The 23622-nt window shown below is 64.8% G+C and carries 19 protein-coding genes; 13 read left to right on the forward strand and 6 right to left on the reverse strand.

The genetic code is table 11. The features are described from left to right. Positions 1–42: 42 nt before the first annotated feature. The gene (locus F8237_RS20795) at positions 43–1533 is read right to left on the reverse strand and encodes a hypothetical protein (RefSeq protein ID WP_151647474.1); all 1491 of its coding nucleotides are present in this window, start codon (positions 1531–1533) and stop codon (positions 43–45) included. 393 nt (positions 1534–1926) lie between these two features. On the opposite strand from F8237_RS20795, the gene F8237_RS20800 reads away from it, so the two are divergent. Together F8237_RS20800 and F8237_RS20805 are read left to right on the forward strand one after the other, a co-directional pair. Further along, complete coding sequence (locus tag F8237_RS20800; RefSeq protein ID WP_014439808.1) at positions 1927–2091, forward strand: Flp family type IVb pilin; 165 nt, start codon at positions 1927–1929, stop codon at positions 2089–2091. 310 nt (positions 2092–2401) lie between these two features. Then, a complete protein-coding gene (locus F8237_RS20805; RefSeq protein WP_151647476.1) occupies positions 2402–3082 on the forward strand; it encodes a TetR/AcrR family transcriptional regulator in 681 nt (226 codons plus the stop codon). A 151-nt stretch (positions 3083–3233) separates the two neighbouring features. On the opposite strand, the gene pyk is transcribed toward F8237_RS20805, so the two are convergent. Then, positions 3234–4670 carry a pyruvate kinase gene (gene pyk, locus F8237_RS20810; RefSeq protein WP_151647478.1) on the reverse strand — a complete coding sequence of 479 codons (1437 nt, stop codon included), beginning with the start codon at positions 4668–4670 and terminating at the stop codon, positions 3234–3236. Beyond that, entirely contained in the window at positions 4667–5254 is a 588-nt protein-coding gene (locus F8237_RS20815) for a DUF1036 domain-containing protein (RefSeq protein ID WP_151647480.1), read from the reverse strand. Before F8237_RS20815 ends, pyk begins: the two co-directional genes overlap by 4 nt. Before the next feature lie 168 nt (positions 5255–5422). On the opposite strand from F8237_RS20815, the gene F8237_RS20820 reads away from it, so the two are divergent. Both F8237_RS20820 and F8237_RS20825 read left to right on the forward strand, forming a co-directional pair. Beyond that, complete coding sequence (locus tag F8237_RS20820) at positions 5423–5728, forward strand: DUF1244 domain-containing protein (protein ID WP_151647482.1); 306 nt, start codon at positions 5423–5425, stop codon at positions 5726–5728. 234 nt (positions 5729–5962) lie between these two features. After that, entirely contained in the window at positions 5963–6235 is a 273-nt protein-coding gene (locus F8237_RS20825) for a DUF2312 domain-containing protein (RefSeq protein ID WP_014492426.1), read from the forward strand. A 178-nt stretch (positions 6236–6413) separates the two neighbouring features. Here F8237_RS20825 and F8237_RS20830 read toward each other — a convergent pair whose 3' ends face one another. The 3 genes from F8237_RS20830 to F8237_RS20840 form a co-directional block, all read right to left on the reverse strand. Next, on the reverse strand, positions 6414–8039 hold the full coding sequence (locus F8237_RS20830) for a peptidoglycan L,D-endopeptidase MepK (RefSeq protein WP_244625936.1): 1626 nt from the start codon (positions 8037–8039) through the stop codon (positions 6414–6416). Positions 8040–8330: 291 nt separating this feature from the next. Next, complete coding sequence (locus F8237_RS20835; RefSeq protein WP_151647486.1) at positions 8331–10532, reverse strand: L,D-transpeptidase family protein; 2202 nt, start codon at positions 10530–10532, stop codon at positions 8331–8333. A gap of 346 nt (positions 10533–10878) precedes the next feature. Continuing rightward, positions 10879–12375: a sigma-54-dependent transcriptional regulator gene (locus tag F8237_RS20840; protein WP_151647488.1), complete on the reverse strand. Its 1497-nt coding sequence runs from the start codon at positions 12373–12375 to the stop codon at positions 10879–10881. A gap of 127 nt (positions 12376–12502) precedes the next feature. Here F8237_RS20840 and F8237_RS20845 point away from each other — a divergent pair, with 127 nt between their 5' ends. The 9 genes from F8237_RS20845 to F8237_RS20885 all read left to right on the forward strand — a co-directional run bounded on the left by F8237_RS20845 (position 12503) and on the right by F8237_RS20885 (position 23604). Beyond that, positions 12503–14434, forward strand: a complete 1932-nt coding sequence (locus F8237_RS20845) for a M3 family oligoendopeptidase (protein ID WP_151647490.1) — start codon at positions 12503–12505, stop codon at positions 14432–14434. 247 nt (positions 14435–14681) lie between these two features. Next, positions 14682–17780 (forward strand): patatin-like phospholipase family protein, encoded by a 3099-nt coding sequence (locus F8237_RS20850; protein ID WP_420837969.1) that lies wholly within the window; start codon positions 14682–14684, stop codon positions 17778–17780. A gap of 92 nt (positions 17781–17872) precedes the next feature. Further along, complete coding sequence (locus tag F8237_RS20855) at positions 17873–18025, forward strand: aa3-type cytochrome c oxidase subunit IV (protein WP_151647492.1); 153 nt, start codon at positions 17873–17875, stop codon at positions 18023–18025. A 137-nt stretch (positions 18026–18162) separates the two neighbouring features. Beyond that, positions 18163–19290 (forward strand): Re/Si-specific NAD(P)(+) transhydrogenase subunit alpha, encoded by a 1128-nt coding sequence (locus tag F8237_RS20860; protein WP_151647494.1) that lies wholly within the window; start codon positions 18163–18165, stop codon positions 19288–19290. 11 nt (positions 19291–19301) lie between these two features. Continuing rightward, positions 19302–19619 carry a proton-translocating transhydrogenase family protein gene (locus F8237_RS20865; protein WP_151647496.1) on the forward strand — a complete coding sequence of 106 codons (318 nt, stop codon included), beginning with the start codon at positions 19302–19304 and terminating at the stop codon, positions 19617–19619. 39 nt (positions 19620–19658) lie between these two features. Beyond that, entirely contained in the window at positions 19659–21056 is a 1398-nt protein-coding gene (locus tag F8237_RS20870; RefSeq protein ID WP_151647498.1) for an NAD(P)(+) transhydrogenase (Re/Si-specific) subunit beta, read from the forward strand. A 112-nt stretch (positions 21057–21168) separates the two neighbouring features. Next, the gene (locus tag F8237_RS20875; RefSeq protein WP_151647499.1) at positions 21169–22266 is read left to right on the forward strand and encodes a calcium:cation antiporter; all 1098 of its coding nucleotides are present in this window, start codon (positions 21169–21171) and stop codon (positions 22264–22266) included. Positions 22267–22290: 24 nt separating this feature from the next. Further along, positions 22291–22575, forward strand: a complete 285-nt coding sequence (locus F8237_RS20880) for a cupin domain-containing protein (protein WP_143841740.1) — start codon at positions 22291–22293, stop codon at positions 22573–22575. 93 nt (positions 22576–22668) lie between these two features. Further along, a complete protein-coding gene (locus F8237_RS20885; protein ID WP_151647501.1) occupies positions 22669–23604 on the forward strand; it encodes a hypothetical protein in 936 nt (311 codons plus the stop codon). Positions 23605–23622 lie beyond the last annotated feature (18 nt).

The raw sequence follows: 23622 nt of genomic DNA on the forward strand, positions 1-23622 counted from the left end.
CCTTGCCGCAACTGTTAAGGGTCTAGGCTAGAGAGCAGGTCCTCACTTCGAAGGCGTCGCGGTCGCGCTGTCCGCATGGTCCCGCACATGGACGACGGCGATGTCGTCCGCGTAGATCCGCTTCCAGCCCTTGAGCTGATCGAGGATCTGCGGGCCCGGCGCATCGGCCACCAATAGCGTGGCGTCGATCTTGTAGTCGTCGAGCAGGCGCGGCAGCAGTTCGGGCTTCTTGCCTTCGGTTGCCTTGAAGAAGTCCATGACGAATTTCTCGCCGTAGAGCTCGGCGCGGCCGTCGACGTAGACGGGGATGTTGCGCGAGATCAGATAGCCGCCGAACTGGTAGGCGTTGAAGATGCGCTGCACCTTGCGCTGTTCGAGCAGGTCGACCGCCGCGACCGGCGTCTGCGTCATCGTGAAGGTGAAGGGGTGGTGTGCCATGAAGAGCGCCGTCGAGGTCCAGCCTGCGGCCACGATCATCAGCGCGGCGAATGCGGTGACGGTGCGCGCCGGCCAGCGGTCGGCGCCGGCGGCTTCCGCCGGCGGGCGCGGGAGCATCTCGCCGAGCGGCTTTGCCAGCACCAGCGGCACCAGGAAGGCAAAGGCATCGATGCTTCTGACATGGGTCAGCGCGCTCCAGGTCAGGAACAGGATCAGGAAGATCCGGGGCGCCGAGAGCACGAGGCCACGATAATAGCCGAGCGCGATCAGGCCGAACAGCGCGCCTTCGAACGCGTTGAAGGTCGCGAAGTTCGCCGGCATCCATTCGAAGATCAGCGACAGCAGCTCGCCGAGGCTGAGGATGTTGGTCGCTCCCATCAGCGTTCGCCAGCCGTAAGGCGTGCAGCAGCTCGCGATCAGCGCGCCGACACCGAACAGCACCCAGCGCATGAACAGCCGAAGCCGTTGTCCCTTCTCCGCATGCTCGACCGCCTCGAGCGAGATCGGACCGATCAGCGCGAGGCCGAGCACGAAGCCGCCATGCAAATTCGCCCACAGCGCCATCAGCGGCAGCCAGGTCCAGGACGGCGCGCTTCTGCGGTCGGCGGCCGCCATCAGCAGGCCGACCCACGCGACCATCACGGGAAATGCGAGAATATGCGGACGCGCCAGCACGTGATGCAGCGACAGCACCAGCGCCAGCATCGCAAACAGCACCGCGCGCGGCGCCCTGATCTGCGTTTCGAGTAGATGGACCAGGATTGCGGCGGTGAGCGCGACCGCGATCGCGGTGACGATCACGGGACCTGCCCAGCCCCATTGCGCATAGGAGAAGGCGAACAGCACCTGCGACAGCCACGACGTCGAGATCCAGGCTTCGCCTTGCCGCGTGAAGGAATAGAAGTCCGTATACGGCATTGCGCCGTGATCGAGGATCCACTGCCCGATCTTGATCTGCCAGAACGAGTCGGAGTCCTGAAGCAGCGTGTCACCGGTAAAGAAGAAGAACAGATAGGTGCCGGCACCGACGCACAGCGGTACCAGTGCGCGCGCGCGGCTCTGCACCGCGATGCTGTTGGCAAAGGAAAGGGACATGCCGCCTCGTTGTCCTGCTTGTTCTCGTCGACCCGAGCATGGTCCGGAAAAGTGTGTCGCGGCTTTCCGGAAAGATCATGCTCGAACAATAACCTGAAGCGCGATGAACGATTTACTCTCATCGCGCTTCTGGTCGAGCGGAGGCATTGGACCACGCGCGGTCATAACTTCGGGTAAATCGCCGGCGGCGTCGCTGCCTGTATCGACGATTTAACGGATTGTTTTTAATTCCGGTTTACCATCGTCGAATACGTGCAATCCGCTTCGTGTTTACGCAGTCGAATTAACTGCGGCGCAATTCTTTGCCTCTACGTTCGGTTCCATGGTCGGGCGGCGCTGGGAAGCCGGAAAGACCAGACCAGTTGTAGCCTCGTGTACTCTTTGGGAGCAGTTATGAAGAACCTCGTTTCGCGTTTCGTGAAGGACGAATCCGGCGCCACCGCCATCGAATACGGCCTGATCGCCGCCGGCATCGCGCTGGCGATCATCACCGTCGTCAACAACCTCGGCACTTCGCTGAACACCAAGTTCGGCTCGATCTCGTCCAGCCTCAAGTAAGACCGGACGACCTGAGAGTTTCGAGAGCCCCGTCCTGGACGGGGCTCTTTTCTTTTGGTGTTCTTTTCCGGTCGCGGCATGACGCTGTGGGAGCTCTCCTGCCTCCAATGCCCGCGTTTTGGAGCCGTCGTCGTTGGCCGTGGTCGTTGGCTTTGGCGCTCCCGTCCGTTCGCCGTGACGCTCCACGCATTTGCATCTTGTCATCTACTCTGAATAGTTGTTCAGTCCTTGCGGGGCGATTTGCATCTTTTGCAGTGACGAAGCGTTCGGCCGCGGGCGTGCGGCAGGCGTGTGGGACAGGAAGCGCGCCATGGTTTATCGGCGAACGCATCAAGTGGTGAAGCGCCTTGCGGCGCGGCGCAGTGCGATACTGGCGGCGGCGCGCGAGGCTGCGTCGGAAGGCGGGATGGCGGCGGTGCAGATCGCGCCGGTCGCGGTCCGGGCCAATGTCGCGGCCGGCACCGTTTACCGCTACTTCCCCTCCAAGGCCGAGCTGATTTCCGAACTGATTGCCGAGGTCTCGCGCGACGAGCTCGCGGCGATCCGCCGGGCGGCTGAAGCCGCGCCCGGGCCGTCCTCGGCGCTGGCGGCCGCCGTGACCACGGTGGCGGTCCATACCCTGTCGCAGCGCCGGCTGGCCTGGGGCATCCTCGCCGAGCCTGTCGATGTCGACGTCAGCGCCTCCCGCCTTGCCAGCCGCCGCGAGATCGCGGGCGAGATCGTCGCCCGGATCGACGCCGCCGTGCGCGCCGGTCATCTGCCGGCGCAGGACACCGCGCTTGCCGCGACCGCGCTGCTCGGCGCGCTGCATGAGGCGCTGGTCGGGCCGCTCGCGCCCGACAATCTCGAGGATCCCGCCAGGATGCGCGACGCCGTCCAGACCGTGACGTTGCTGGCGCTCCGCGCCGTCGGCGTCATGGACGCCCGGGCTCGCGGCCTGGTGGTGCAGCAGACGCTGCTGCCGACCGCAAAAGCGCTGGTCGGCGCCTGAAAGCCGGACGGGAAGCGGGGCTGAGACCTGATCGCGCTCAGGTCATTGCCTGAGCGCGCCTTTTCGCAAAGCCTGAGCAAACCAGCCGGATGCGCCGGCTACTGTGCATGGGGTTGTTTTCGAGGTTTTTGTTTGGGCCGCACCGGCGGCCCTAGATATTCGCGTCGCCCTCGGGGCCGACCGACGCGATGCGCACCATGTTGGTGGTGCCGGGGATGCCGAGCGGCACGCCGGCGACGATGATCACGCGCTGGCCGGCGCGGACGAAGCCGTCCCGGAAGGCGATCTGGCCGGCGCGGCTCACCATGTCGTCCTGGTCGCGCGCATCGTCCGCCACCACGCAATGCACGCCCCAGACGACGGCGAGCCGGCGACCGGCGGTGATGTTGGGCGTGATCGCCACGATCGGCGGCTTCGGCCGCTCGCGCGCGACGCGCACCGCGGTCGAGCCCGAGCTGGTCCAGCAGATCAGCGCGGGCAGGTCGAGCGTCTCGGCGATCTGCCGCGCGGCGTCGGCGATGGCATCGCCGGCGGTCGTTTCCGGCGGGGGGCGCTGAGCGGTGAGCACAGAGCGATAGATCGGGTCGCGCTCGACCTCCTCGCCGATGCGGTTCATGGTCGCGACCGCCTCGACCGGAAATTTGCCGGCCGCCGATTCCGCCGACAGCATGATGGCGTCGGCGCCTTCATAGACGGCGGTGGCGACGTCGGAGACTTCGGCGCGGGTCGGCACCGGCGACTGGATCATCGATTCCAGCATCTGGGTTGCGATCACCACCGGCTTGCCGGCGCGGCGCGCCATGCGCGTCATCTGCTTCTGCAGGCTCGGCACCCGCTCGAGCGGGAGTTCGACGCCGAGGTCGCCGCGCGCCACCATCAGCGCGTCCGAGGCCTCGAGGATGTCGGCGAGACGGTCGATCGCCTGCGGCTTCTCGATCTTGGCCATGACGGCGGCGCGGCCGCGGATCATCTTCTTGGCCTCGAGCACGTCGTCGGCGCGCTGCACGAAGGACAGCGCGATCCAGTCCACCCCGGTGACCAGCGCCGCTTCGAGGTCGGCGCGGTCCTTGGGCGTCATCGCCGAGACCGGCAGGTCGGTGTCGGGCAGGCTGACGCCCTTGCGGTCGGACATCCGGCCGCCGACCACGACGCGCGTCACCGCGTGCTCCTTCGAGGTCTCCTCCGCGATCAGGCGCACCTTGCCGTCGTCGAGCAGCAGCGAATGGCCCGGCCGCAGCGCGGCCAGGATCTCCGGATGCGGGAGATTGACGCGCGTGGCATCGCCCGGCGCCTTGTCGGAATCGAGGGTAAAGGTCTGGCCGTTCTGGAGCTGCACCGCGCCCTCGGCGAAGGCGCCGAGCCGGAGCTTGGGGCCCTGCAGGTCGACCAGGATGCCGATCGGCCGGCCATAGCTGCTTTCGACATTGCGGATCGTCGCCACCAGCTCCCGCATCTTGTCATGCGGGGTGTGGCTCATGTTGATGCGGAACAGGTCGGCGCCGGCCTCGAACAGGCGGCGGATCATCGCAAGGTCCGAAGAGGCAGGTCCGAGCGTCGCGAGAATCTTGATACGGCGAAGACGCCTCATGGCTTATTTCCAGGCGGGGGTGACAGGCCGGGCGAGCCCGGGGGCGTAGCACCGGGCGGACCGTTGGGCAAACCAGGAACGCCGCCACCCGGGCCCACCGGGCCGGGCAGGCCGGGCACGCGCTGCTGCCGCGACGGCTGCTCGTTTGCGTCGGTGAGCTGCACCGTCCAGGCCCGCTGCTCGCCGGTGTCGACCTCGAAATAGCCGGTCCGGTCGTAGCCGCGCGCGAGGCAATCCTCGGTGCCGCGGATGGTGAATTCCTTGTCGCGCGAGCACATGAAGGCCTGGCCCGACCATTCGCCGCCGCGGTCATAGTCGATCGCGTAGATGTAATAGTAGCGGGCGACCAGCGTTCCCCGCAGCAGGGTCTCGCAGGAGCGGGACGAGATGTTCCACCAGCCCTCGGTGGTCCAGCCCTCGGCGTCCTTGTAGCCGAGCGCAATGCCGACGCGGCTCGAGGTGTTGTTGCAGAGCCGGAAATCGGCGGAGGCCGGGCTGGCCCAGAGGCACAGCAGGCCAACCACCAGCACCGGGACCAACCGGGCGAGCAGGCGAAGGGGGGAGCGGGGAGATTCGGCGATCATTGTCGCGGAAGCTATATCAGATCATTGACGATTTGGCGTAGGGCCGGGGAATTGCCCGATTGTCGGCCCAGCGGCCGTTTGCGCCGTGATATGGCAAAATCTGTGACAAAACCCCACCTGATCCCGTAAGGGTGACCACCATTAAGGGTACAGCCGAGAGGTCCAGCCATGGCAATCGACGACAAAACCAGAACGGAGCTCGAGGCGGCCGCCTTCCGGCGCCTGGTCGATCATTTGAAGACGCGGACCGACGTTCAGAACATCGATCTGATGAATCTGGCGGGCTTCTGCCGCAACTGCCTATCCAACTGGCTCAAGGACGCCGCCGACGCCCAGGGCGTCGCCTTGAGCAAGGACGAGAGCCGCGAGGCCGTCTACGGCATGTCCTACGAGACCTGGAAGTCGAAATACCAGGGCACGGCGACGCCCGAGCAGATCGAGGCGATGAAGAAGGTCCATCCCCACGGGCACTGAGTCATTTCGTTCCGTCATTTCGGGGCGGTCCGCAGGCCGAACCCGGAATCTCGAGCTTCCGGGTTCGATGCTTCGCATCGCCCCGGAATGACGACGTGATCTCCTGTGGGCGCGCTGTGGACGAGCGCGATGCTTGCTTGAACGCGGGGAGCGCCAACCCTAAGGGTCTATCCAGCACGCGCGGTGAGGATGCCGGCGTCACCTCGTTTTGCCAGTTCCATTGGGAGTACCAAGATGGCCACCTCCGCCGCCGTCCGCGACGACGAGCCCGCGACGAAATTTGCCAAGGACCAGCTCAAATCCATCATCGAGCGCATCGAGCGGCTGGAGGAAGAGAAGAAGGCGATCTCCGACGACATTCGCGACGTCTATGCCGAGAGCAAGGGCAACGGCTACGACGTCAAGGCGCTGCGCACCATCGTGCGGATGCGCAAGCAGGACCCCAACGAGCGCGCCGAGGCCGAGACGATTCTCGAGACCTACATGCAGGCGCTGGGAATGCTCTGAGGCGTATCGCCTCAAGCACCGCTGCCGTAGATGGGGTAACGGGCCCCGGAGGCCTTCCAGTCAAGCCGCGCGACGCGCGCAATCAAAATAGCGCCGTAGCTAGCGCGGCTTGACTGGAAGGCCTCCGGGGCCCGTTACCCCATCTACGAGACTGAGTTCGTGGAGATAGCTGTCCGCCTCAGCGCAGCGCCGCTGTCCGCACGACGAACGACGTCGTCTGGAGCTTCGCGGTGGCGGTGCCCGTGAAGCTGTCGCAGGACAGGCCTTGCATCGGATCGTCGGCAAAGCCCATCGCGACCACGGCCTGCGGCTTGACGAAATAGTTACGCAGCGCGGCGGTATCGAGCTCGCCCATCAGCGTCACCGACATCGCGCGGCGGGCGCTCGGCGACAGCATCACGATCTTGAGCCAGATGCTCTCGCCCTTGGCCGCCGAGAGGCGGGTTGCGGTGGCGACTGCGCCATCGACACTCTTGCCGACAACGGTGTTGATCTCGGTTGCAGGCGCGAGGCTGCGCGTCGCGGCGGCGGGACGGGCTGCGCGCGGGATCGGCGCGGAGGCGGCGACGACGTTGGCGCGGTCGACCGGAGAGGCCGACGCCGGCGCATAGGCCAATGCCTGATAGGCCGCGCTGGAGACGCTGGCGGTCGCTTGCGGATCGGTGGCCTGAGCAAGGGCCTGGCGCGCCCTGAGCGCAGCCACTTGGGCGGGCGTCGCCTGCTGCGGCGTGGCCGGGGTATCCCAGAAGCCGCGCGCATTGATGATGTCGGTGGGAGTCTCGGGCTTGCCGGCGGTAGACTTGTCAGCCACGGGCGCCGGCTTCGGCTTGGGTGGCGCAACGATCTGCGCATCGGCCGAGGCGAGTTGGATCGTGGCGGCAATCGACGGTTTGGCGCGCGGCGTCGGCACCGGTTCGGCGGGCTTTGCTTCAGCAGGTTTGGCTGCGGCGGCGACCAATGTCGGCGCGGCGGGCTTGGCGGCCGGCGCGGGTGCGCCCTCGTCATCCTCGTCGCTGCTGCTGGAGGCCGGAGCCGGCTTGCCCTTGAACAGGGCGGCGAAGAAGTTCGACTTGCCGCTGCCGGCATCGTCGCCGTTGCCGCGGCGCTCGATCTCGGCCTTGGCGAGCTCATAGCCCTTCAGCGGCGTGCCGTCGGTCGGGACATGCACCGTCTTTCCATCCGGGAAGACGCGGGCGAGCTGGTCATGGGTCATGCGCGGCCAGTGCCGGATGCTGCCAGTGTCCAGATGCACGAAGGGCGAGCCAGAGGTCGGGTAGAAGCCGACGCCGCCGCGCTGCAGGCGTAGGCCGGCGAAGCGGATCTGCTCCAGCGGCACGCCCGGAATGTGGAAGTCCATCGCATGCCCCAGCATGTGCTGGCTGAAGCGCGCCACGCCGGAGGAGCGGCGGCGAAGCATGGCGTTGGTGGCGGGGGAGCGATAGGAGGAGATGATCTGGATCGGCTGCTTGCCGTCGACGTCGCGATAGACTTCCCAGAGGATGTCGAACAGGTGACGGTCCATGACCGTCTCGTCCTGGGTGCGCCAGTCGCGCAGGAAATGATCGAGCTGCTTCAGCGCCGCTTCGTCATAGCGCCCGTCGCGCTTGAAAGTGACGGTGAGGTCTTCGCCGGAATGGGTGTGGTGGAAGGAGAGCGTCTTGGTCTCGTTCAGCGCGGCGGCGTTGTGAACCGAGCCTCCGGCAGCAAACAGCAATACGGAAGCGAGGCCGATCCGGGATCCGGCCTTCACTCCCGCATGGGACAACGACAGCACCGCGAATTGGCGTGCGAGACCAGTCAGCACGTTAGAGCCCACCCAGTCGACCGAGCGTTCAAAATGGACTCTCCCGCCAACCCCGTTAGCGCGCGAAAGAGGGTGAACGCTTTCTTAAAGCGAGAAGGTTAATTTGAGGTTGACCTTCCCGCCCCCAAACCAAGTCAGAATACAAACCTAACCGGTTGAGTGTGGCAAAAAAACGCCCGCCGCCTGAGGTCAGGTGGAGAATGGTTAACGTTAAGCGACCCCATCCAGGGGACGGGGTCGCTGATTTTATTGCAGAATTTCAGGAAATGAGGCGCCTGGTCCGAGCCGGGCTCAGCGGGTGAATACCCTCTGCTGCTGGGGACGGCGGCCGACCGGAGCCGGCGGCGGGGTCGGGGCCCCGAACAGCCGCTCGAAGAAGTTCGGGCCGGACGAGCCGCCATTGTTGGCCACCGCCACGCCGTTCGGCAGCGTCGTCGCCGGGCGCGAATAGCTCGGCTGCGAGTGAGCCACGATGTTCTCGAGGTCCTTGCCGCGGCTGTTCTTCAGGATGTTGATCATGGTCGCGTCGCGGCCATAGACGTCCTTGCGGAATTGAAGCTTGCCGCCGTCATCCACGAACGCGGTCTGATAGGTGATGTTGACCGGGATCGGGGTCGGGAATTTCAGGTCGATCTCGCTCTTGCCGTACATGCTGCGCACGCGCTCCGGCGTGTACTTCTCGTTCGGCAAGGCAATGTTGAGTAGAACCGAGGCGTACTGATCCGGGTTCTGCACCCGCATGCAGCCGTGGCTGAAGGCGCGATCGTCCCGCGCGAACAGGTTCTTGTCCGGCGTGTCGTGCTGATAGACCAGGAACTTGTTCGGGAAGTTGAAGCGGATGCGGCCGAGCGCGTTGGCTTCACCGGGCGGCTGGGAGATGTGCACCGAGCCGTCGCGGTTCTGCTCGAGCTTGAGTCCCATGCGCTGGAGCACGGTCGGGTCCTGCTGAAGCGCCGGCAGATATTCATTGTAGACGATCGACGGCGGCACGTTCCAGGTCGGGTTGACCGTGATGTATTTCATCGTCTCGGTCAGCAGCGGCGTCGCATGCGTGCCCGGCTTGCCGGTGACGACGCGGGTGGTCCAGACCTGCTGGCCGCGCTGCATCACCTTCAGCGTGTAGTCGGGAATGTTCAGAATGACATAGGCATCGCCCAGCGAGGGCACGCCGAGGTCGCGCGGCAGCCAGCGCCAGCGCTCCATGTTAACCAGCACGACGTCGATCTGCTTGTCGCGCTTCGGCGTATTGATCGCCTTGACGGTCTTGTCGTCGAGGATGCCGGTCGCCTTCAGCTCGGCGCTGTTCTGGAATTTGCGCACGGCTTCGGCGACCGCCGCGTCATAGCGGGTGTCGCTGACGTTCTCGGCGAGACCGAGCTTGGCGCGGAGCTGCGGCACGCGCGGATCTTCCACGACGATTTCAGCCTGCTTCTTGCCGGCCGGGGTGTATTTCAGCGCCGGACCGTCGGCGATCTCGATCACCGGGCCGTTGCCCTGGCCGCGGAGCTCTGCGAGCTTGGCCTTCAGTTCCTTGTAGAGCTTCTGCGGCGGGTTGTAGCTGTCGAGCGCAGCGGAGGCGTCGGTCGCGGTCGTGATCTTGGCGAGCACCTCGCCCGGATCGACCGGATGCTCGGGATAGAGGATGTCGCCGCTGACCTGGGACCAGTGCATGCGGCCGCTCTGGGCCTGGCGCGCATAGTCGAACATGCTGGCGGTGAGCTTCAGCTCGGCATCGGCGAGCGCATCGGGGTTAGTGGCGGCGGCGAAATCCGGCACCGGATAGTCGGCCGGATTGAGGCCGTCCGAGGCGGCATCCTTCAGCCGCGCGATCACGCCCTTGGCCGCAGCGGTCAGGCTGCCGCCTTGCGTCCAGACCGGCGCGAAGTCACGTGCGCCGTAGAACTTCTCGACCGCCGCGCGCTCGTTCTTGCGGTCGAAATGGCGCGAGGTCTTGGCGCCGATGATGTCCTTGAGCTTGTCGGCGACCGGCTGGTCCGCGGCGGGAACGTTGCTCGCAGCCTTCACCGGCTCCGCGGCGGGAGCTGCTGCGGCGGGGGCCGCAGGCGCAGCCGGCGTTGCCGTCGCAGTTTCGGCCTTTACAGGTTCAGACTTGGCTGGTTCAGATTTGGCTGGTTCAGATTTGGCCGTCTCGCTCTTCGGCGCCTCGGGCGCGGGCGTGGTGGCCACGTCGGAAGGCTTGGTGTCGACCTTGGCAGGTGCCGGTGCGGCTTCGGCCTTCACGGGTTCCTTGGTCTGCTCCTTCGCGGAGTCCTGCACCGTGGCGGTGCTGTCGAGCTTGATGTCCGCTGCGGTCGGGGGGGCGACGTTTGCCGGCTCGGGGCGTGGGATCGCGGCTTCGATCGCGAGCTCGGCGGCGCTGCTGCGCGCCTGATCCTGTGCCAGGGCCGAGCTGGCCGATACCGTGAGGAAGGTTGCCGCGACCGTCATCAAAACGCGGTCAAAGCCTGCACGGTGGTTCAAACAGTCACGCATTGTGTCACACCCCTCGGGTGAACTGTCCCTCGTGGAACAGCTTCGTTATCGCCTATTGAGCTTCGGCTAAACTGCGCCGGCCTCTCGAAAGTTGCACGCCTGCACGCAACGATTCCTACGCAGACGATATACAGGCCCCGTTTATGCAGCCAGCGCTACCCGGGACAACTCACGACAAACTGACTTCAAGGAAGCGCGTTGGCAACGGATTGTGCGCCTCTGCCGCGCGCTTTTCCCTGTGTCTGTCACTTCCAAGTCACGGTTCAAGCCGCCGTCGAATTCCGCCGTCATGCGAACGGCTTACGCCGGTCTCGCAGGGTCACGCGAACCTCCGTTCGCATGAGGTTCAGTGCGTCTCCTCGCCGCTTTTCCCGCCATGGCCGGGAACCCCGGCTTCGTCGAGTTTGCGATAGAGGGTGGACCGGCCGATTTTGAGGCGGCGGGCGACCTCGGACATCTGCCCGCGATAGTGCGAGATCGCAAAGCGGATGATCTCGTTCTCCATGTCCTCCAGCGGGCGGATGTCGCCGGTCGGGGTCAGGATGGAAAGCGATCCGGTCTGGGGGAACGGAGCAATCGGTATTTCATTACCTGATACCATCGAGGGCGCCGCGATTGGCTCCAGCATCAACGGTGCGGTCGGAATGTCCGTTTCGGGATGCGGCTGCGAGGAGAGCAGGGGGAAGTCGCCAAGGCCAAGCTGCTCGCCCTCGCTCATGACCACCGCGCGGTAGACCGCGTTTTCGAGCTGGCGGATGTTGCCGGGCCAGTCGAGCTGGGCGAGGTGCGCGACCGCCTCGCCGCTGATGCCGGCGATGGGACGGTTCTCCTCGGCCGCAAAGCGCGCCAGGAAATGCCGCAGCAGATGCGGGATGTCCTCGCGACGGGCGCGCAGCGAGGGGATCGTCAGCGGCAGCACATGGAGGCGATAGAACAGATCCTCCCGGAAGTGTCCCTGCTTCACCCGCTCCAGCAGCCTGCGGTTGGTTGCCGAGATGATGCGGACGTCGACCTTGACCGGCTTGCGTCCGCCGACCGCCTCGACCGCGCCTTCCTGGAGCGCGCGGAGCAGCTTGACCTGCGCGGTCAGCGGCAGCTCGCTGACCTCGTCCAGGAACAGCGTGCCGCCATGGGCTTCGACGAACTTGCCGGTGTGGCGTTCGGTGGCACCGGTGAAGGCGCCCTTCTCGTGGCCGAACAGGATGGACTCCACGAGATTGTCGGGGATCGCGCCGCAATTGACCGCGACGAAAGGCTTTGCCTTGCGCTCGCCGCTGCCGTGGATGGCACGCGCGAACATCTCCTTGCCGACGCCGGAGTCGCCCTCGATCAGCACGGGGATCGAGGAGCCCGCCGCCTTCTGCGCGGTGCGCATGACCGGCGCCATCGCTTCGGCGCGCGTGATGATGTCGGAGAAGGTCAGCCGGCCCTCGCGGCTGTGACGGATGCGCTGCAATTCGCCCTTGAGCGCGGAGGCGTTGAGGGCGTTGCGAAGCGAGACCTGGAGCCGCTCCATGCCGACCGGCTTGACGACGAAATCGGCTGCGCCCGCGCGCATGGCGGAGATCACATTGTCGATGCCGCCATGGGCGGTCTGCACGATGACGGGGAGGCTGAGGCCGGCTTCGCGGATTTTCGCCAGCACGCCCATGCCGTCGAGGCCGGGCATCACGAGATCGAGGATGACACCGTCGATGGCCGGTGCATCGGGGGCGGTGAGGGCGGCGATCGCGGCGTCGCCGGAGTCCACGACGATCGTCTCATAGCCGCATTTCTGCACCATGTTCTCGACCAGCCGGCGGGCCACAGCGTCGTCGTCGGCGATCAAAATACTGGCAGCCATGGTGTTCCCCGCACGCTACTACTATCTGTCTCGAATCGGGGCACTCTGGCCGAAGCCGATTAACGCACTCTTAAACCTTGATGCCCCCGTCCGCCGTCGCGATTGTTGAACACAGGTTTCCCACACAATGAATTCGCGCTCCAAGTCTGCCCTCAACAAGTCTGCCCTCAAGAAGTCTGCCCTCAAGAAGCCCGCTCTTCGCAAGCCAGCCGCCAAGACGTCTGCCGTCAAGAAATCTGCCGCCAAGGCAAAGTCCTCCAAGTCCGCAAAGCCTGTGAGCAAGACCGGCAAGCTTCCGGAGTGGAATCTCGCCGATCTCTATTCCGGGATCGACGCGCCGGAAGTGGTGCGCGATCTCGAAAAGATGGATGCCGATTGCGTCGCCTTCGAGACCGACTACAAGGGCAAGCTCGCGACAGGGACAGCAAACGAAGATGGCGGAAAATGGCTCGCGGGAGCCGTGCGGCGCTATGAGGCGATCGACGATCTCGCCGGCCGTCTCGGTTCCTATGCCGGCCTCGTTCATGCCGGCGACAGCGTTGACCCCAAGATTTCAAAATTTTACGGCGATGTGTCGGAGCGGCTGACGGCGGCGTCGACTCATCTTCTGTTCTTCGCGCTCGAGCTCAACCGCGTCGATGACGATATCTTGAACCGCGCGATGCAAGCCCCCGAGCTGGCTTATTACCGTCCGTGGATCGAGGATCTGCGCAAGGAGAAGCCGTACCAGCTCGACGACAAGCTCGAGCAGCTCTTCCTCGAGAAGTCGCAAACCGGCTATTCCGCCTTCAACCGGCTGTTCGACCAGACCATCTCCGGCCTGCGCTTCAAGGTCGGGTCCAAGGAATTGGCGATCGAGCCGACGCTGAATTTCCTGGCGGACCGCGACGGCGCCAAGCGCAAGGCTGCGGCCGAGGCGCTGGCAAAGACCTTCAAGGCCAATGAGCGCACCTTCGCGCTGATCACCAACACGCTGGCCAAGGACAAGGACATCTCCGACCGCTGGCGCGGGTTCAAGGACGTCGCGGACTCCCGCCATCTGAACAACCGCGTCGAGCGCGAGGTGGTGGATGCGCTGGTCGCCTCCGTACGCGCGGCCTATCCGAAGCTGTCGCATCGCTACTACGCGCTGAAGGCGAAGTGGTTCGGCAAGAAGCGGCTGGCCTATTGGGACCGTAACGCGCCGCTGCCCTTTGCGGCGACCGACACCATCGGCTGGCCGGACGCGCGGAACATGGTGCTGACCGCCTATCGCGGCTTCTCGCCCCAAATGGCCGATATCGCCGAGCGCTTCTTCACCGACCGCTGGATCGACGCGCCGGTGCGTCCCGGCAAGGCGCCGGGCGCGTTCTCGCATCCGACCACGCCGTCGGCGCACCCTTACGTGCTGATGAACTACCAGGGCAAGCCGCGCGACGTGATGACGCTCGCGCACGAGCTCGGCCATGGCGTGCATCAGGTGCTGGCGGCGAAGAACGGCGCGCTGATGGCGCCGACGCCGCTGACGCTGGCCGAGACCGCGAGCGTGTTCGGCGAAATGCTGACCTTCCGGCGGCTGCTGGCGCAGACCAAGAGCGCCAGGCAGCGCCAGGCGCTGCTCGCCGGCAAGGTCGAGGACATGATCAACACCGTGGTGCGGCAGATCGCGTTCTATTCCTTCGAGCGCGCGGTCCACACCGAGCGCAAGAACGGCGAACTGACCGCGACGCGGCTCGGCGAGATCTGGCTCTCGGTGCAGGGCGAGAGCCTCGGGCCGGCGATCGAGATCAAGGCGGGTTACGAGAACTACTGGATGTACATCCCGCACTTCATCCATTCGCCCTTCTACGTCTACGCCTATGCCTTCGGCGATTGTCTCGTGAACTCGCTGTACGCCGTTTACGAGAACGCCGCCGAAGGCTTTGCCGAGCGCTACCTCGACATGCTCGCGGCCGGCGGCACCAAGCACTATTCCGAACTGCTGCGGCCGTTCGGTCTCGATGCCAAGGATCCCAAATTCTGGGACGGCGGCCTGAGCGTCATCGCCGGGATGATCGACGAGCTGGAAGCGATGGGCTGAGGCGGGCGCGAGTTCCTTGCTGGTCATAGTTGCGATTTGATGTCGCGAGCCTGCGGCGCCGCGAGTTTTTTGCGGTGCCGATGCGAGTTCCATCCGTGCGCGCTTAGGGCCCCCGGTGGGTAGCCCGTGATTTTGCGACGTGAGATTGAACGTTCGCGGCGCGCCCAAGACTAACCCAAGAGATATTGCGAAAGTCATTTTCAACTTTTGATTGTCGATTGATCGATTTCCGCCTGGGGAGGCACCCATGCTCGATCAGGGATCTGCCGCGCCGGTTCCGGCGTCAAAGAACGCTGCCGCGGTCGACGAGGAAACGCCCTGGTGCGAAAAGCACCATCAGATCGTTCGCGATGAAATCGCTGCGATCAACACGCGGCGGGAGCCTGACCGACGCCTCGATATCGACAGCCTTGAAGCCTGCCAGTTGCTCGACGTCACCGGGCTCGCATTGTCCGGGGGCGGCATTCGCTCGTCGGCCGTCTGCCTCGGCGTGCTGCAGGCGTTGAACCACCACGATCTGATCGGGCGGATCGATTATCTCTCCACGGTGTCGGGCGGCGGCTATATCGGCACCTCTCTCTGCGCCACCATGACAAAGGCGCAGCGATTCGTATTCGGCGAAAGGCCGGTCGGCGGGACCGCTACGGCCGCCGAGATCAGCGACACGCCTTCGGTCGGACATCTCCGCAACTATTCCAATTATCTGATTCCGGCCGGCGCCCGCGATCTCCTGACCGGAGTTGCGATCGTCGTGCGTGGACTGGTCGCCAATATCGGGCTGACGTTGCCGATCGTGCTGCTGCTTGCCGCCGTCACGATCTGGTCCACGCCGTTGCGAAGTTGCCTGACGGTTGCGAACATCTTCGGTGTCAGCCTCGACAATCACACATTATGCGAGCTGCATGATTTCAGCGTCATCGACCGTTACGGCTTCAGCACATTCGGCCTGGCGATCGCCTTCGTGATGCTGCTTTGCAGCGGGCTCGCCTATTTCACCTCGCGCTCCATTCGCGGCAACGGCCCCAGCGTCGTCTTCGCCTACATTGCCGGGATCACGCTGTTGCTGGGCGTTGCGTGCGACTTCGCGCGCTTTCTCAAGGTTCAGCACTTTGCGCTGACACTTTCGATCGCAATCATCGGAGTCGTCCTGTTTTTCGGATGGGCTCTCAAGCAGTCGTTCGCAAGTCCCGGAAAGCGACAGGAGTTCCGTTCGCACTGGCCGAGCATGGGCGCGACCTTCCTCGTGCTGCTGGCCGTCATCGCCTTCTTCGAGTTTCAGCCCTTCATGCTGGGGCAAATGTTCGACGTCGCCGAGAGCAGCGCGATCGGCGGACCGGCCGCCGCAGTCGCGATCACCTGGATCAAGTCGCTCGCGGCGGTGGCCGCGCCGATCGGTGTCTTCGTCACCGCATTCAGGCAGCAATTCGTGGAATTGTTGAAGGGCAACAGCGCATCCTCGCAATGGGGTTCACTGTTGCTTGCGGTCGTCGCCAGGGTCGCCCTGTGGATCGCGGGCCTCGCGCTTCCGCTCGTCATCTGGGTCGCATACCTCTATCTGTCGTATTGGGGCATCTCCAACGACCTGTTCGAGCGGTGCCCGTCTGCGCTGGGCGCCGTTTCGCAAAGAGAGTGCCTGGCCAACGCCAAATCGAACACGCCGTCCGGCAGCCTGGCCGGCAAGATCCAGTTCGATGCCAGCAAGGGAATCCTGTCGGCCGAGATCACGCCGAAGGCTGCGCCGCCGGTCGTGGCGGATAGCGAGCGGTTGACGCCCACCTGGCATGCTCCCGCCTGGCTGCTGTTCCTGGCGCAGAAAGCAGGGCATGTGGTTCAGGTGCAGCTTCCCGGCCTGTTCCGGGGGACAGCTTCAGAACTCTCCTATTCGTTCAGTCTTCCGATGGTGATCCTGTACACGTTTGCCGGGGTCGTTCTGTTCGCCGTCTCGTTTTGCCTGACGCCGAATGCGAACTCGCTGCATCGGCTCTATCGCGATCGGCTGAGCAAGGCTTTCCTGTTCGATCCGACGCGCTCGGCGGACGGCGGTATCGCGCGCGCCGAAGCCAGCCTCGATCAAGGGCGCGATTTCAGAACGCTCGATCGCATGAAGCTGACCGATCTCTACGCGGCTCCGGTCGAGGGGGACCGCATTCCGGGGCAATCAGCTGCGCCCAGGCTGCACGCGCCCTATCAGCTCATCAATACGGCACTGAATATTCAAGGCTCGGACTTTGCCAACCGGCGCGGCCGCAATGCGGATTTCTTCGTATTCTCCGCCCTGAATGTCGGCAGCGAGGCGACGGGCTATGCGCCCACCGGATTGGTGCAGGACGATGAGCAAAGCCTGGACCTCGCAACCGCGATGGCGATTTCCGGAGCGGCGGCCTCGGCGAACATGGGCTCGAGCTCGATCAAGGCGCTGACGCCGACGCTCGCGCTTCTCAACGTTCGGCTCGGCTATTGGCTGAAGAATCCACGTTACGTCGACGATCGCGTGCGGCCGCAGCGCCGCTCCACGCCGCTTTACTTCTGGTCCGAGATATCGGGGCGCCTGTACGAGAACAGCGACAGCGTCTACCTGACGGATGGCGGTCATATCGAGAATCTCGGCGTCTACGAGCTGCTCCGCCGCCGCTGCAAGGTGATCATCGCGGTCGATGCGGAAGCCGACGCGCCGATGAACTTCGGCTCCCTGATGCGGCTGCAGCGATACGCCCGGATCGATCTCGGCGTCCGGATCGATCTGCCGTGGACGCCAATTCGCGAGTCCACGCGCGCGCTGATGGCGCGCAATGCCGACAAGGCGGGTGATCCCGGCGCGGCCGACGAGCATGACGAGGCCGCCCGAGCTCGCGTTCACGTCGCCATCGGCACCATCGACTATGGGGGGATGACCAAGGCTATCTCGTATACGTCAAATCGTCGCTCAACGGCGACGAGAACGACTACATCCGGGACTATGCGCGGCGAAACGACCGCTTCCCGCACGAAACCACGGGGGACCAGTTCTTTTCGGAAGAGCAGTTCGAGGTCTACCGCGCGCTGGGCTTCCACATGGCGCACGGCTTCCTGTCTGGCGATAATCCGGTGGCGGTCGGCTGCGGCATCAGTCCGCGGACCGCCCGCTTCACCGAGGCGGGCGAGCCCGCGATCGACGCGGTCCGCCGCGCGCTGGGATGGCCGGTCGTCGAGCGGCCGACAATCATGGCGGGCACGTGCGCTGTGCTGGATCTGGGGTAGGGCGGCCGTAAAACATTTGTTGAACGGGCTTAAGGGCCCCCGCAGGCGAGGTCAGCGAGCAGAGCCTGACGCGCTGGATCCGCGACAATCTGGATTCCAAATGAGCTGATTTGCGGGAAAACCGCGCCTGCCTGCCGTTGCCCTGCCTGAAGCTTTGCGGTATTGCCACCTTGGAATTCGACTTTCGACTGGGGACAATCAATGGCTGACCATAGCGAAGTGGCCTACACCACCGCCGACGGCAACGACTACGTTGCCCACGAGCAGACTTACGAGGGCTTCATCAGGCTGGTGAAGTACGGCACCGCCTCGGTCGCGCTCATCGTGATCCTGATGGCGATCTTCCTGACCTGATCCATCGCCTGCTGCACCGCCAGCGTCGTCGGTGCTCATAAAATTTGCATACAAGCCGGTTCCAAAACCGGTATCCAACGTTGCGGGAGTAACGCTAAGTTCGCGTGCGCGTTTTTGCCCGCGTCGCCGGAGGGCCTATGAAGATCGCCGTTGCCAAGGAAATCGATCCGTCGGAGCCGCGCGTCGCCGCTTCGCCTGATACGGTGAAGAAATTCAAGGCGCTGGGCGCCGAGATCGCCGTCGAGCCGGGCGCCGGTCTCAAATCGGGCCTGCCGGATTCCGAGTTCACCGCAGCGGGCGCCACCGTCAGCGCCGATGCGTTGAAGGACGCAGACATCGTCATCAAGGTGAAGCGCCCCGAGGCCTCCGAACTCGCGCAGTACAAGCGCGGCGCGCTCGTCATCGCCATCATGGATCCCTACGGTAACGAGGCCGCGCTGAAGACGATCGCCGATGCCGGCGTCTCCGCCTTCGCGATGGAATTGATGCCGCGCATCACGCGTGCGCAGGTGATGGACGTGTTGTCCTCGCAGGCGAACCTTGCCGGCTACCGCGCCGTGATCGAGGGCGCCGAGGCCTTTGGCCGCGCTTTCCCGATGATGATGACGGCGGCAGGCACCGTGCCCGCCGCCAAGGTGTTCGTGATGGGCGTCGGCGTCGCCGGCCTCCAGGCGATCGCGACCGCGCGCCGTCTCGGCGCCGTCGTCACCGCGACCGACGTCCGGCCCGCGACCAAGGAGCAGGTGGAATCGCTCGGTGCAAAGTTCCTTGCCGTCGAGGACGAGGAATTCAAGAACGCGCAGACCGCCGGCGGTTACGCCAAGGAAATGTCTAGGGAATACCAGGCCAAGCAGGCCGCGCTCACCGCCGAGCACATCAAGAAGCAGGACATCGTCATCACCACTGCGCTCATTCCCGGCCGGCCGGCGCCGAGGCTCGTCTCGGCCGAGATGGTCAAGTCGATGAAGCCCGGCTCGGTACTGGTCGATCTCGCCGTCGAGCGCGGCGGCAATGTCGAGGGTGCAAGGCCGGGCGAGGTCGCCGAGATCGATGGTATCAAGATCGTCGGCTACACCAATGTCGCCGGCCGGGTGGCAGCCTCCGCATCCAGCCTGTACGCGCGCAACCTGTTCAATTTCATCGAGACCATGGTCGACAAGGGCAGCAAGGCTCTCGCCGTGAACTGGGACGACGAGCTCGTGAAGGCGACTGCGCTGACCAGGGACGGCGCCGTGATCCATCCGAACTTCCAGCCGAAAGCTTAAGGAGAGCCGCCATGGAGCATGCTGCACAGCTCGTCGACCCCTTCGTTTTCAGGCTGTCGATCTTCGTCCTCGCCGTCTTCGTCGGCTATTTCGTGGTGTGGTCGGTGACCCCTGCGTTGCATACGCCGCTGATGAGCGTGACCAATGCGATCTCCTCGGTGATCGTGGTCGGTGCGCTGCTCGCGGTTGGCGTCGGCATGATTTCGAGCGGCTCGGGCTGGGCACGCGGCTTCGGCTTCATCGCGCTCATCTTCGCCTGCGTGAACATCTTCGGCGGCTTCCTTGTCACCCAGCGCATGCTGGCGATGTACAAGAAGAAGTCGAAGTGAGCGGCCACCTCGGGCTGAAGGGATCAATGGGGACCTGAGATGAACGCCAATCTCTCTGCATTCTTGTATCTCGTGGCGGGGGTGCTGTTCATCCTGTCGCTGCGCGGGCTGTCGAGCCCGGCGTCGTCGCGCCAGGGCAATTTGTTCGGCATGGTCGGCATGGGGATCGCGGTCGCCACCACGCTCGCCAGCCATCCGCCGGCGGACGGCCTGGCCTGGATCCTCGTCATCCTCGGTATCGCCATCGGCGGTGGCGTCGGCGCGGTGATCGCCCGCCGCGTGCCGATGACCTCGATGCCCGAACTGGTCGCCGCCTTCCACTCGCTGGTCGGCATGGCCGCGGTGCTGGTCGCCGCCGGCGCGTTCTACGCGCCCGAAGCCTTCGACATCGGCACCCCCGGCAACATCCATCCGCAGAGCCTGGTCGAGATGTCTCTCGGCGTCGCCATCGGCGCGCTGACCTTCACCGGCTCGGTGATCGCGTTCCTGAAATTGTCCGCGCGCATGAGCGGCTCGCCGATCATCCTGCCGTTCCGCCACATCATCAATATCGTGCTCGCCGTTCTGCTCGTCGTCTTCATCGTCGGGCTGGTGATGTCGGGCAGCGCGCTCGACTTCTGGCTGATCGTCATCATCGCGCTGGCGCTCGGCGTGCTCATGATCATCCCGATCGGCGGCGCCGACATGCCGGTCGTGATCTCGATGCTGAACTCCTACTCCGGCTGGGCCGCGGCCGGCATCGGCTTCACGCTCGGCAACTCCGCGCTGATCATCACCGGCGCGCTGGTCGGCTCGTCGGGCGCGATCCTGTCCTACATCATGTGCCACGCGATGAACCGGTCCTTCATCTCGGTCATCCTCGGCGGCTTCGGCGGCGAGACCGCCGCGGCCGGCGGTGGCAGTGGTGAGCAGAAGCCGGCCAAGCTCGGCTCGGCCGACGACGCGGCCTTCATCATGAAGAACGCGCAGAAGGTCATCATCGTGCCCGGTTACGGCATGGCGGTGGCGCAGGCCCAGCACGCGCTGCGTGAAATGGGCGACATCCTGAAGAAGGAAGGCGTCGAGGTGAAGTACGCCATTCACCCGGTCGCCGGCCGCATGCCCGGCCACATGAACGTGCTGCTCGCCGAAGCCAACGTGCCCTACGACGAGGTGTTCGAGCTCGAGGACATCAACTCGGAGTTCGCGCAGGCCGACATCGCCTTCGTGATCGGCGCCAACGACGTCACCAACCCGGCGGCCGAAGAGGACAAGACCTCACCGATCTACGGCATGCCGGTGCTCCAGGTCTGGAAGGCCGGCACGGTGATGTTCATCAAGCGCTCGCTGGCCTCCGGCTATGCCGGCATCGACAATCCGCTGTTCTACCGCGACAACACCATGATGTTGCTCGGCGACGCCAAGAAGGTCACCGAGAACATCGTCAAGGCGATGTAACGCGGGGGCGCGGACGGCGGGACGGCGCGGGAACCCGTCAACGGCAGCAAAGGGCTGACGGGTGCGATCTTCTCGCGCATAGTCGTTTGCGCATTTCGAAGGAATCGCCCGCATGAGCGCACACGGACCGATGCCGCGGTCGTCATGGATCTTCCCCGCTTTGGCGGTGCTGCTGTTCCTGATCGTGACCGCGACCGGTTACGGCTTTACCCTGACGGCCGGCGGAGCCCTGTTCGCGATCGTCCTGCTGGTCATCCTGTTCGGCACCGTGTTCGCGGCCGTTCACCATTCCGAGGTGATCGCCGAGCGCATCGGCGAGCCCTACGGCACGCTGCTGCTCACGCTGGCGGTGACGATCATCGAGGTCGCGCTGATCACCACGATCATGCTGGGCGACAAGCCGGCGCCGGAGCTTGCGCGCGACACCGTGTTCGCGGTCGTGATGATCGTCTGCAACGGTCTCGTCGGCCTCTGTGTCTTCATCGGCGGCCTGCGGTACGGCGAGCAGGGTTTTCAGGTCTCGGGGGCCAACGTCTATCTCAGCGTGCTGATCGCGCTCGCGACCATCACGCTGATCATGCCCAACTATACGCTGACCACGCCGGGCCCGATCTATTCGACGCTCCAGCTCGGCTTCGTCGACCTCGCGACGATCGTGCTCTACGGCGTGTTTCTCTACACGCAGATCGTCCTGCACAAGGACTACTTCGTTCACGAGAGAGCGGACGGCGAGGGCGGGGAGGCCCATCTGTCGGGCAGGATGCTGGCGCTCAGCATCGTGCTGCTGCTGATCTCGCTGCTGGCGGTCGTCCTCCTCGCCAAGAAGTTCTCGCTGGTGGTGGACGCCGTCGCCGTCCGAATCGGCGCTCCGCCGGCGTTCGCGGGCCTCCTCGTCGCCCTCCTGATCCTGATGCCGGAAGGCGTCTCGGCGATTGCGGCGGCGCGCAAGAATGACCTCCAGAAGAGCATCAACCTCGCGCTGGGGTCCTCGCTCGCAACCATCGGCCTGACCATTCCGGCGGTCGGCCTCGCCACCTATGTGCTCGATCAGCCGCTCGTGCTGGGCCTCAATCCCCAGAATACGGCTCTATTGTTCCTGACATTCTTGCTGAGCATGCTGACCTTCGGCACGGGCAGGACCAATGTCCTGTTCGGGCTGGTCCATATGGTGGTATTTGCCGTCTACGTGTTCATGGTTTTCGTGCCCTGAAGCGATTACCCGGGAGAATTTCCAATGCTTGCCGCCAAGTCCGAGGTCCAGGTCGATAACGAAGAGGTCCGGGTGACCGAATGGCGGCTCGCCCCCGGCAGCGCGACCGGGCATCACACCCACGGGATGGACTATGTGATCGTACCCGTCGTCGCCGGTGAAATGACCATCGTGGCGCCGGGTGGCGAGCGGTCCAAGGCGCAGCTTTCGGCCGGAAAATCCTATTTCCGCAAAGCCGGCGTCCAACATGACGTACTTAACGAAACCTCAACCGAGATCGTGTTCCTTGAGATCGAGCTGAAGCCGTAAGGCAAGCGTTACCTTTGCCATCGATCCGTCGCAGTTGATCCCTTACAATGCCCCAAAGTTCCCGCATCTGATCGCGCGGGGAGTGGCCGAGAAATGCTGAAATACCTCGCTAAAATCTCGATGGATATTTTACCCTCGGTGCTCGCAACGATCATCGGGGCGTACATCGTCAATCACTACATCAACGCCAAGCCGGCGGCGGATGTCCCTGCGGCCGTGGTGGCGCCTGCTCAGAGCGGCACCGACGGCAAGCCCACGGACACCGCCAACCTTCCCGCACACGGCGTCAAGGCCAAGGGTGTCTCCGAGAAGACCGTGACGGACAAGGCTGCGGCCGAGAAGCCCGCGGACAAGTCCGAGACCAAGGCTTCGGACTCCAAGGCTGCGGACGTTGCTCCCGCCGACACCGCCTCGCATGGCCGCCCGGCGGCGCGTGAGAAGGCAGCCGCCAAGTCGACCCCGGCAACAGCTCCGGTGGTCGAAGCCAATTCGGCGCCGGCCGCCGCATCCCCGGCTGCGACCCCTGACGCCAACGATCTCGCCCGCGCCGCCATCGAGCGTCTGCGCAAATCGCCTGAAGCCAAGGCCGCAGAAGCCAAGGCCGCTGAGGCCAAATCCACCGAGACCAAGTCTTTCGAGAACAAGTCTTTCGAGACCAAGCCGGCCGAGAGGGCCCAGGAGCCTGCCGTCCGGGAAGCCGCGCGCACGCCCGAGGCCCCGAGGATCGTCACGGTGGAGCCGTCCGCGGTGCGCCCGCTGCCGCCGCCGATCACGGTGTCGACGCCCGCACCTGAATCATATGGCAATGGTGGTCCGTCCTATACCGCCTCGGTCGGCAACGACGATCCGAACCGGATGACGCCGCCGGCCGATATCCCGGTCCCGGTGATCGCGCCGCCGCTCGATCTGCGTGCCGATGCCGGCGCCACCATGCCGCGGCCGAAGAAGACCAATGTCGCGGACGACATGCTGTCGGGCATGAAGTCGATGTTCCACTCGGTGCTGCCGAAGAGCTCCACCCCCGATTAAAAGCGGTACCCGCCGCGC

This window comes from Bradyrhizobium betae, from assembly GCF_008932115.1.
GTDB classification, from domain to species: domain Bacteria; phylum Pseudomonadota; class Alphaproteobacteria; order Rhizobiales; family Xanthobacteraceae; genus Bradyrhizobium; species Bradyrhizobium betae.

Excerpts from the sequence above, each read along its gene's own strand:
- F8237_RS20795 (WP_151647474.1), bottom strand. The coding sequence starts at position 1,533 with ATGTCCCTTTCCTTTGCCAACAGCATCGCGGTGCAGAGCCGCGCGCGC.
- F8237_RS20800 (WP_014439808.1), top strand. The coding sequence starts at position 1,927 with ATGAAGAACCTCGTTTCGCGTTTCGTGAAGGACGAATCCGGCGCCACC.
- F8237_RS20805 (WP_151647476.1), top strand. The coding sequence starts at position 2,402 with ATGGTTTATCGGCGAACGCATCAAGTGGTGAAGCGCCTTGCGGCGCGG.
- pyk (WP_151647478.1), bottom strand. The coding sequence starts at position 4,670 with ATGAGGCGTCTTCGCCGTATCAAGATTCTCGCGACGCTCGGACCTGCC.
- F8237_RS20815 (WP_151647480.1), bottom strand. The coding sequence starts at position 5,254 with ATGATCGCCGAATCTCCCCGCTCCCCCCTTCGCCTGCTCGCCCGGTTG.
- F8237_RS20820 (WP_151647482.1), top strand. The coding sequence starts at position 5,423 with ATGGCAATCGACGACAAAACCAGAACGGAGCTCGAGGCGGCCGCCTTC.
- F8237_RS20825 (WP_014492426.1), top strand. The coding sequence starts at position 5,963 with ATGGCCACCTCCGCCGCCGTCCGCGACGACGAGCCCGCGACGAAATTT.
- F8237_RS20835 (WP_151647486.1), bottom strand. The coding sequence starts at position 10,532 with ATGCGTGACTGTTTGAACCACCGTGCAGGCTTTGACCGCGTTTTGATG.
- F8237_RS20840 (WP_151647488.1), bottom strand. The coding sequence starts at position 12,375 with ATGGCTGCCAGTATTTTGATCGCCGACGACGACGCTGTGGCCCGCCGG.
- F8237_RS20845 (WP_151647490.1), top strand. The coding sequence starts at position 12,503 with ATGAATTCGCGCTCCAAGTCTGCCCTCAACAAGTCTGCCCTCAAGAAG.
- F8237_RS20850 (WP_420837969.1), top strand. The coding sequence starts at position 14,682 with ATGCTCGATCAGGGATCTGCCGCGCCGGTTCCGGCGTCAAAGAACGCT.
- F8237_RS20855 (WP_151647492.1), top strand. The coding sequence starts at position 17,873 with ATGGCTGACCATAGCGAAGTGGCCTACACCACCGCCGACGGCAACGAC.
- F8237_RS20860 (WP_151647494.1), top strand. The coding sequence starts at position 18,163 with ATGAAGATCGCCGTTGCCAAGGAAATCGATCCGTCGGAGCCGCGCGTC.
- F8237_RS20865 (WP_151647496.1), top strand. The coding sequence starts at position 19,302 with ATGGAGCATGCTGCACAGCTCGTCGACCCCTTCGTTTTCAGGCTGTCG.
- F8237_RS20870 (WP_151647498.1), top strand. The coding sequence starts at position 19,659 with ATGAACGCCAATCTCTCTGCATTCTTGTATCTCGTGGCGGGGGTGCTG.
- F8237_RS20875 (WP_151647499.1), top strand. The coding sequence starts at position 21,169 with ATGAGCGCACACGGACCGATGCCGCGGTCGTCATGGATCTTCCCCGCT.
- F8237_RS20880 (WP_143841740.1), top strand. The coding sequence starts at position 22,291 with ATGCTTGCCGCCAAGTCCGAGGTCCAGGTCGATAACGAAGAGGTCCGG.
- F8237_RS20885 (WP_151647501.1), top strand. The coding sequence starts at position 22,669 with ATGCTGAAATACCTCGCTAAAATCTCGATGGATATTTTACCCTCGGTG.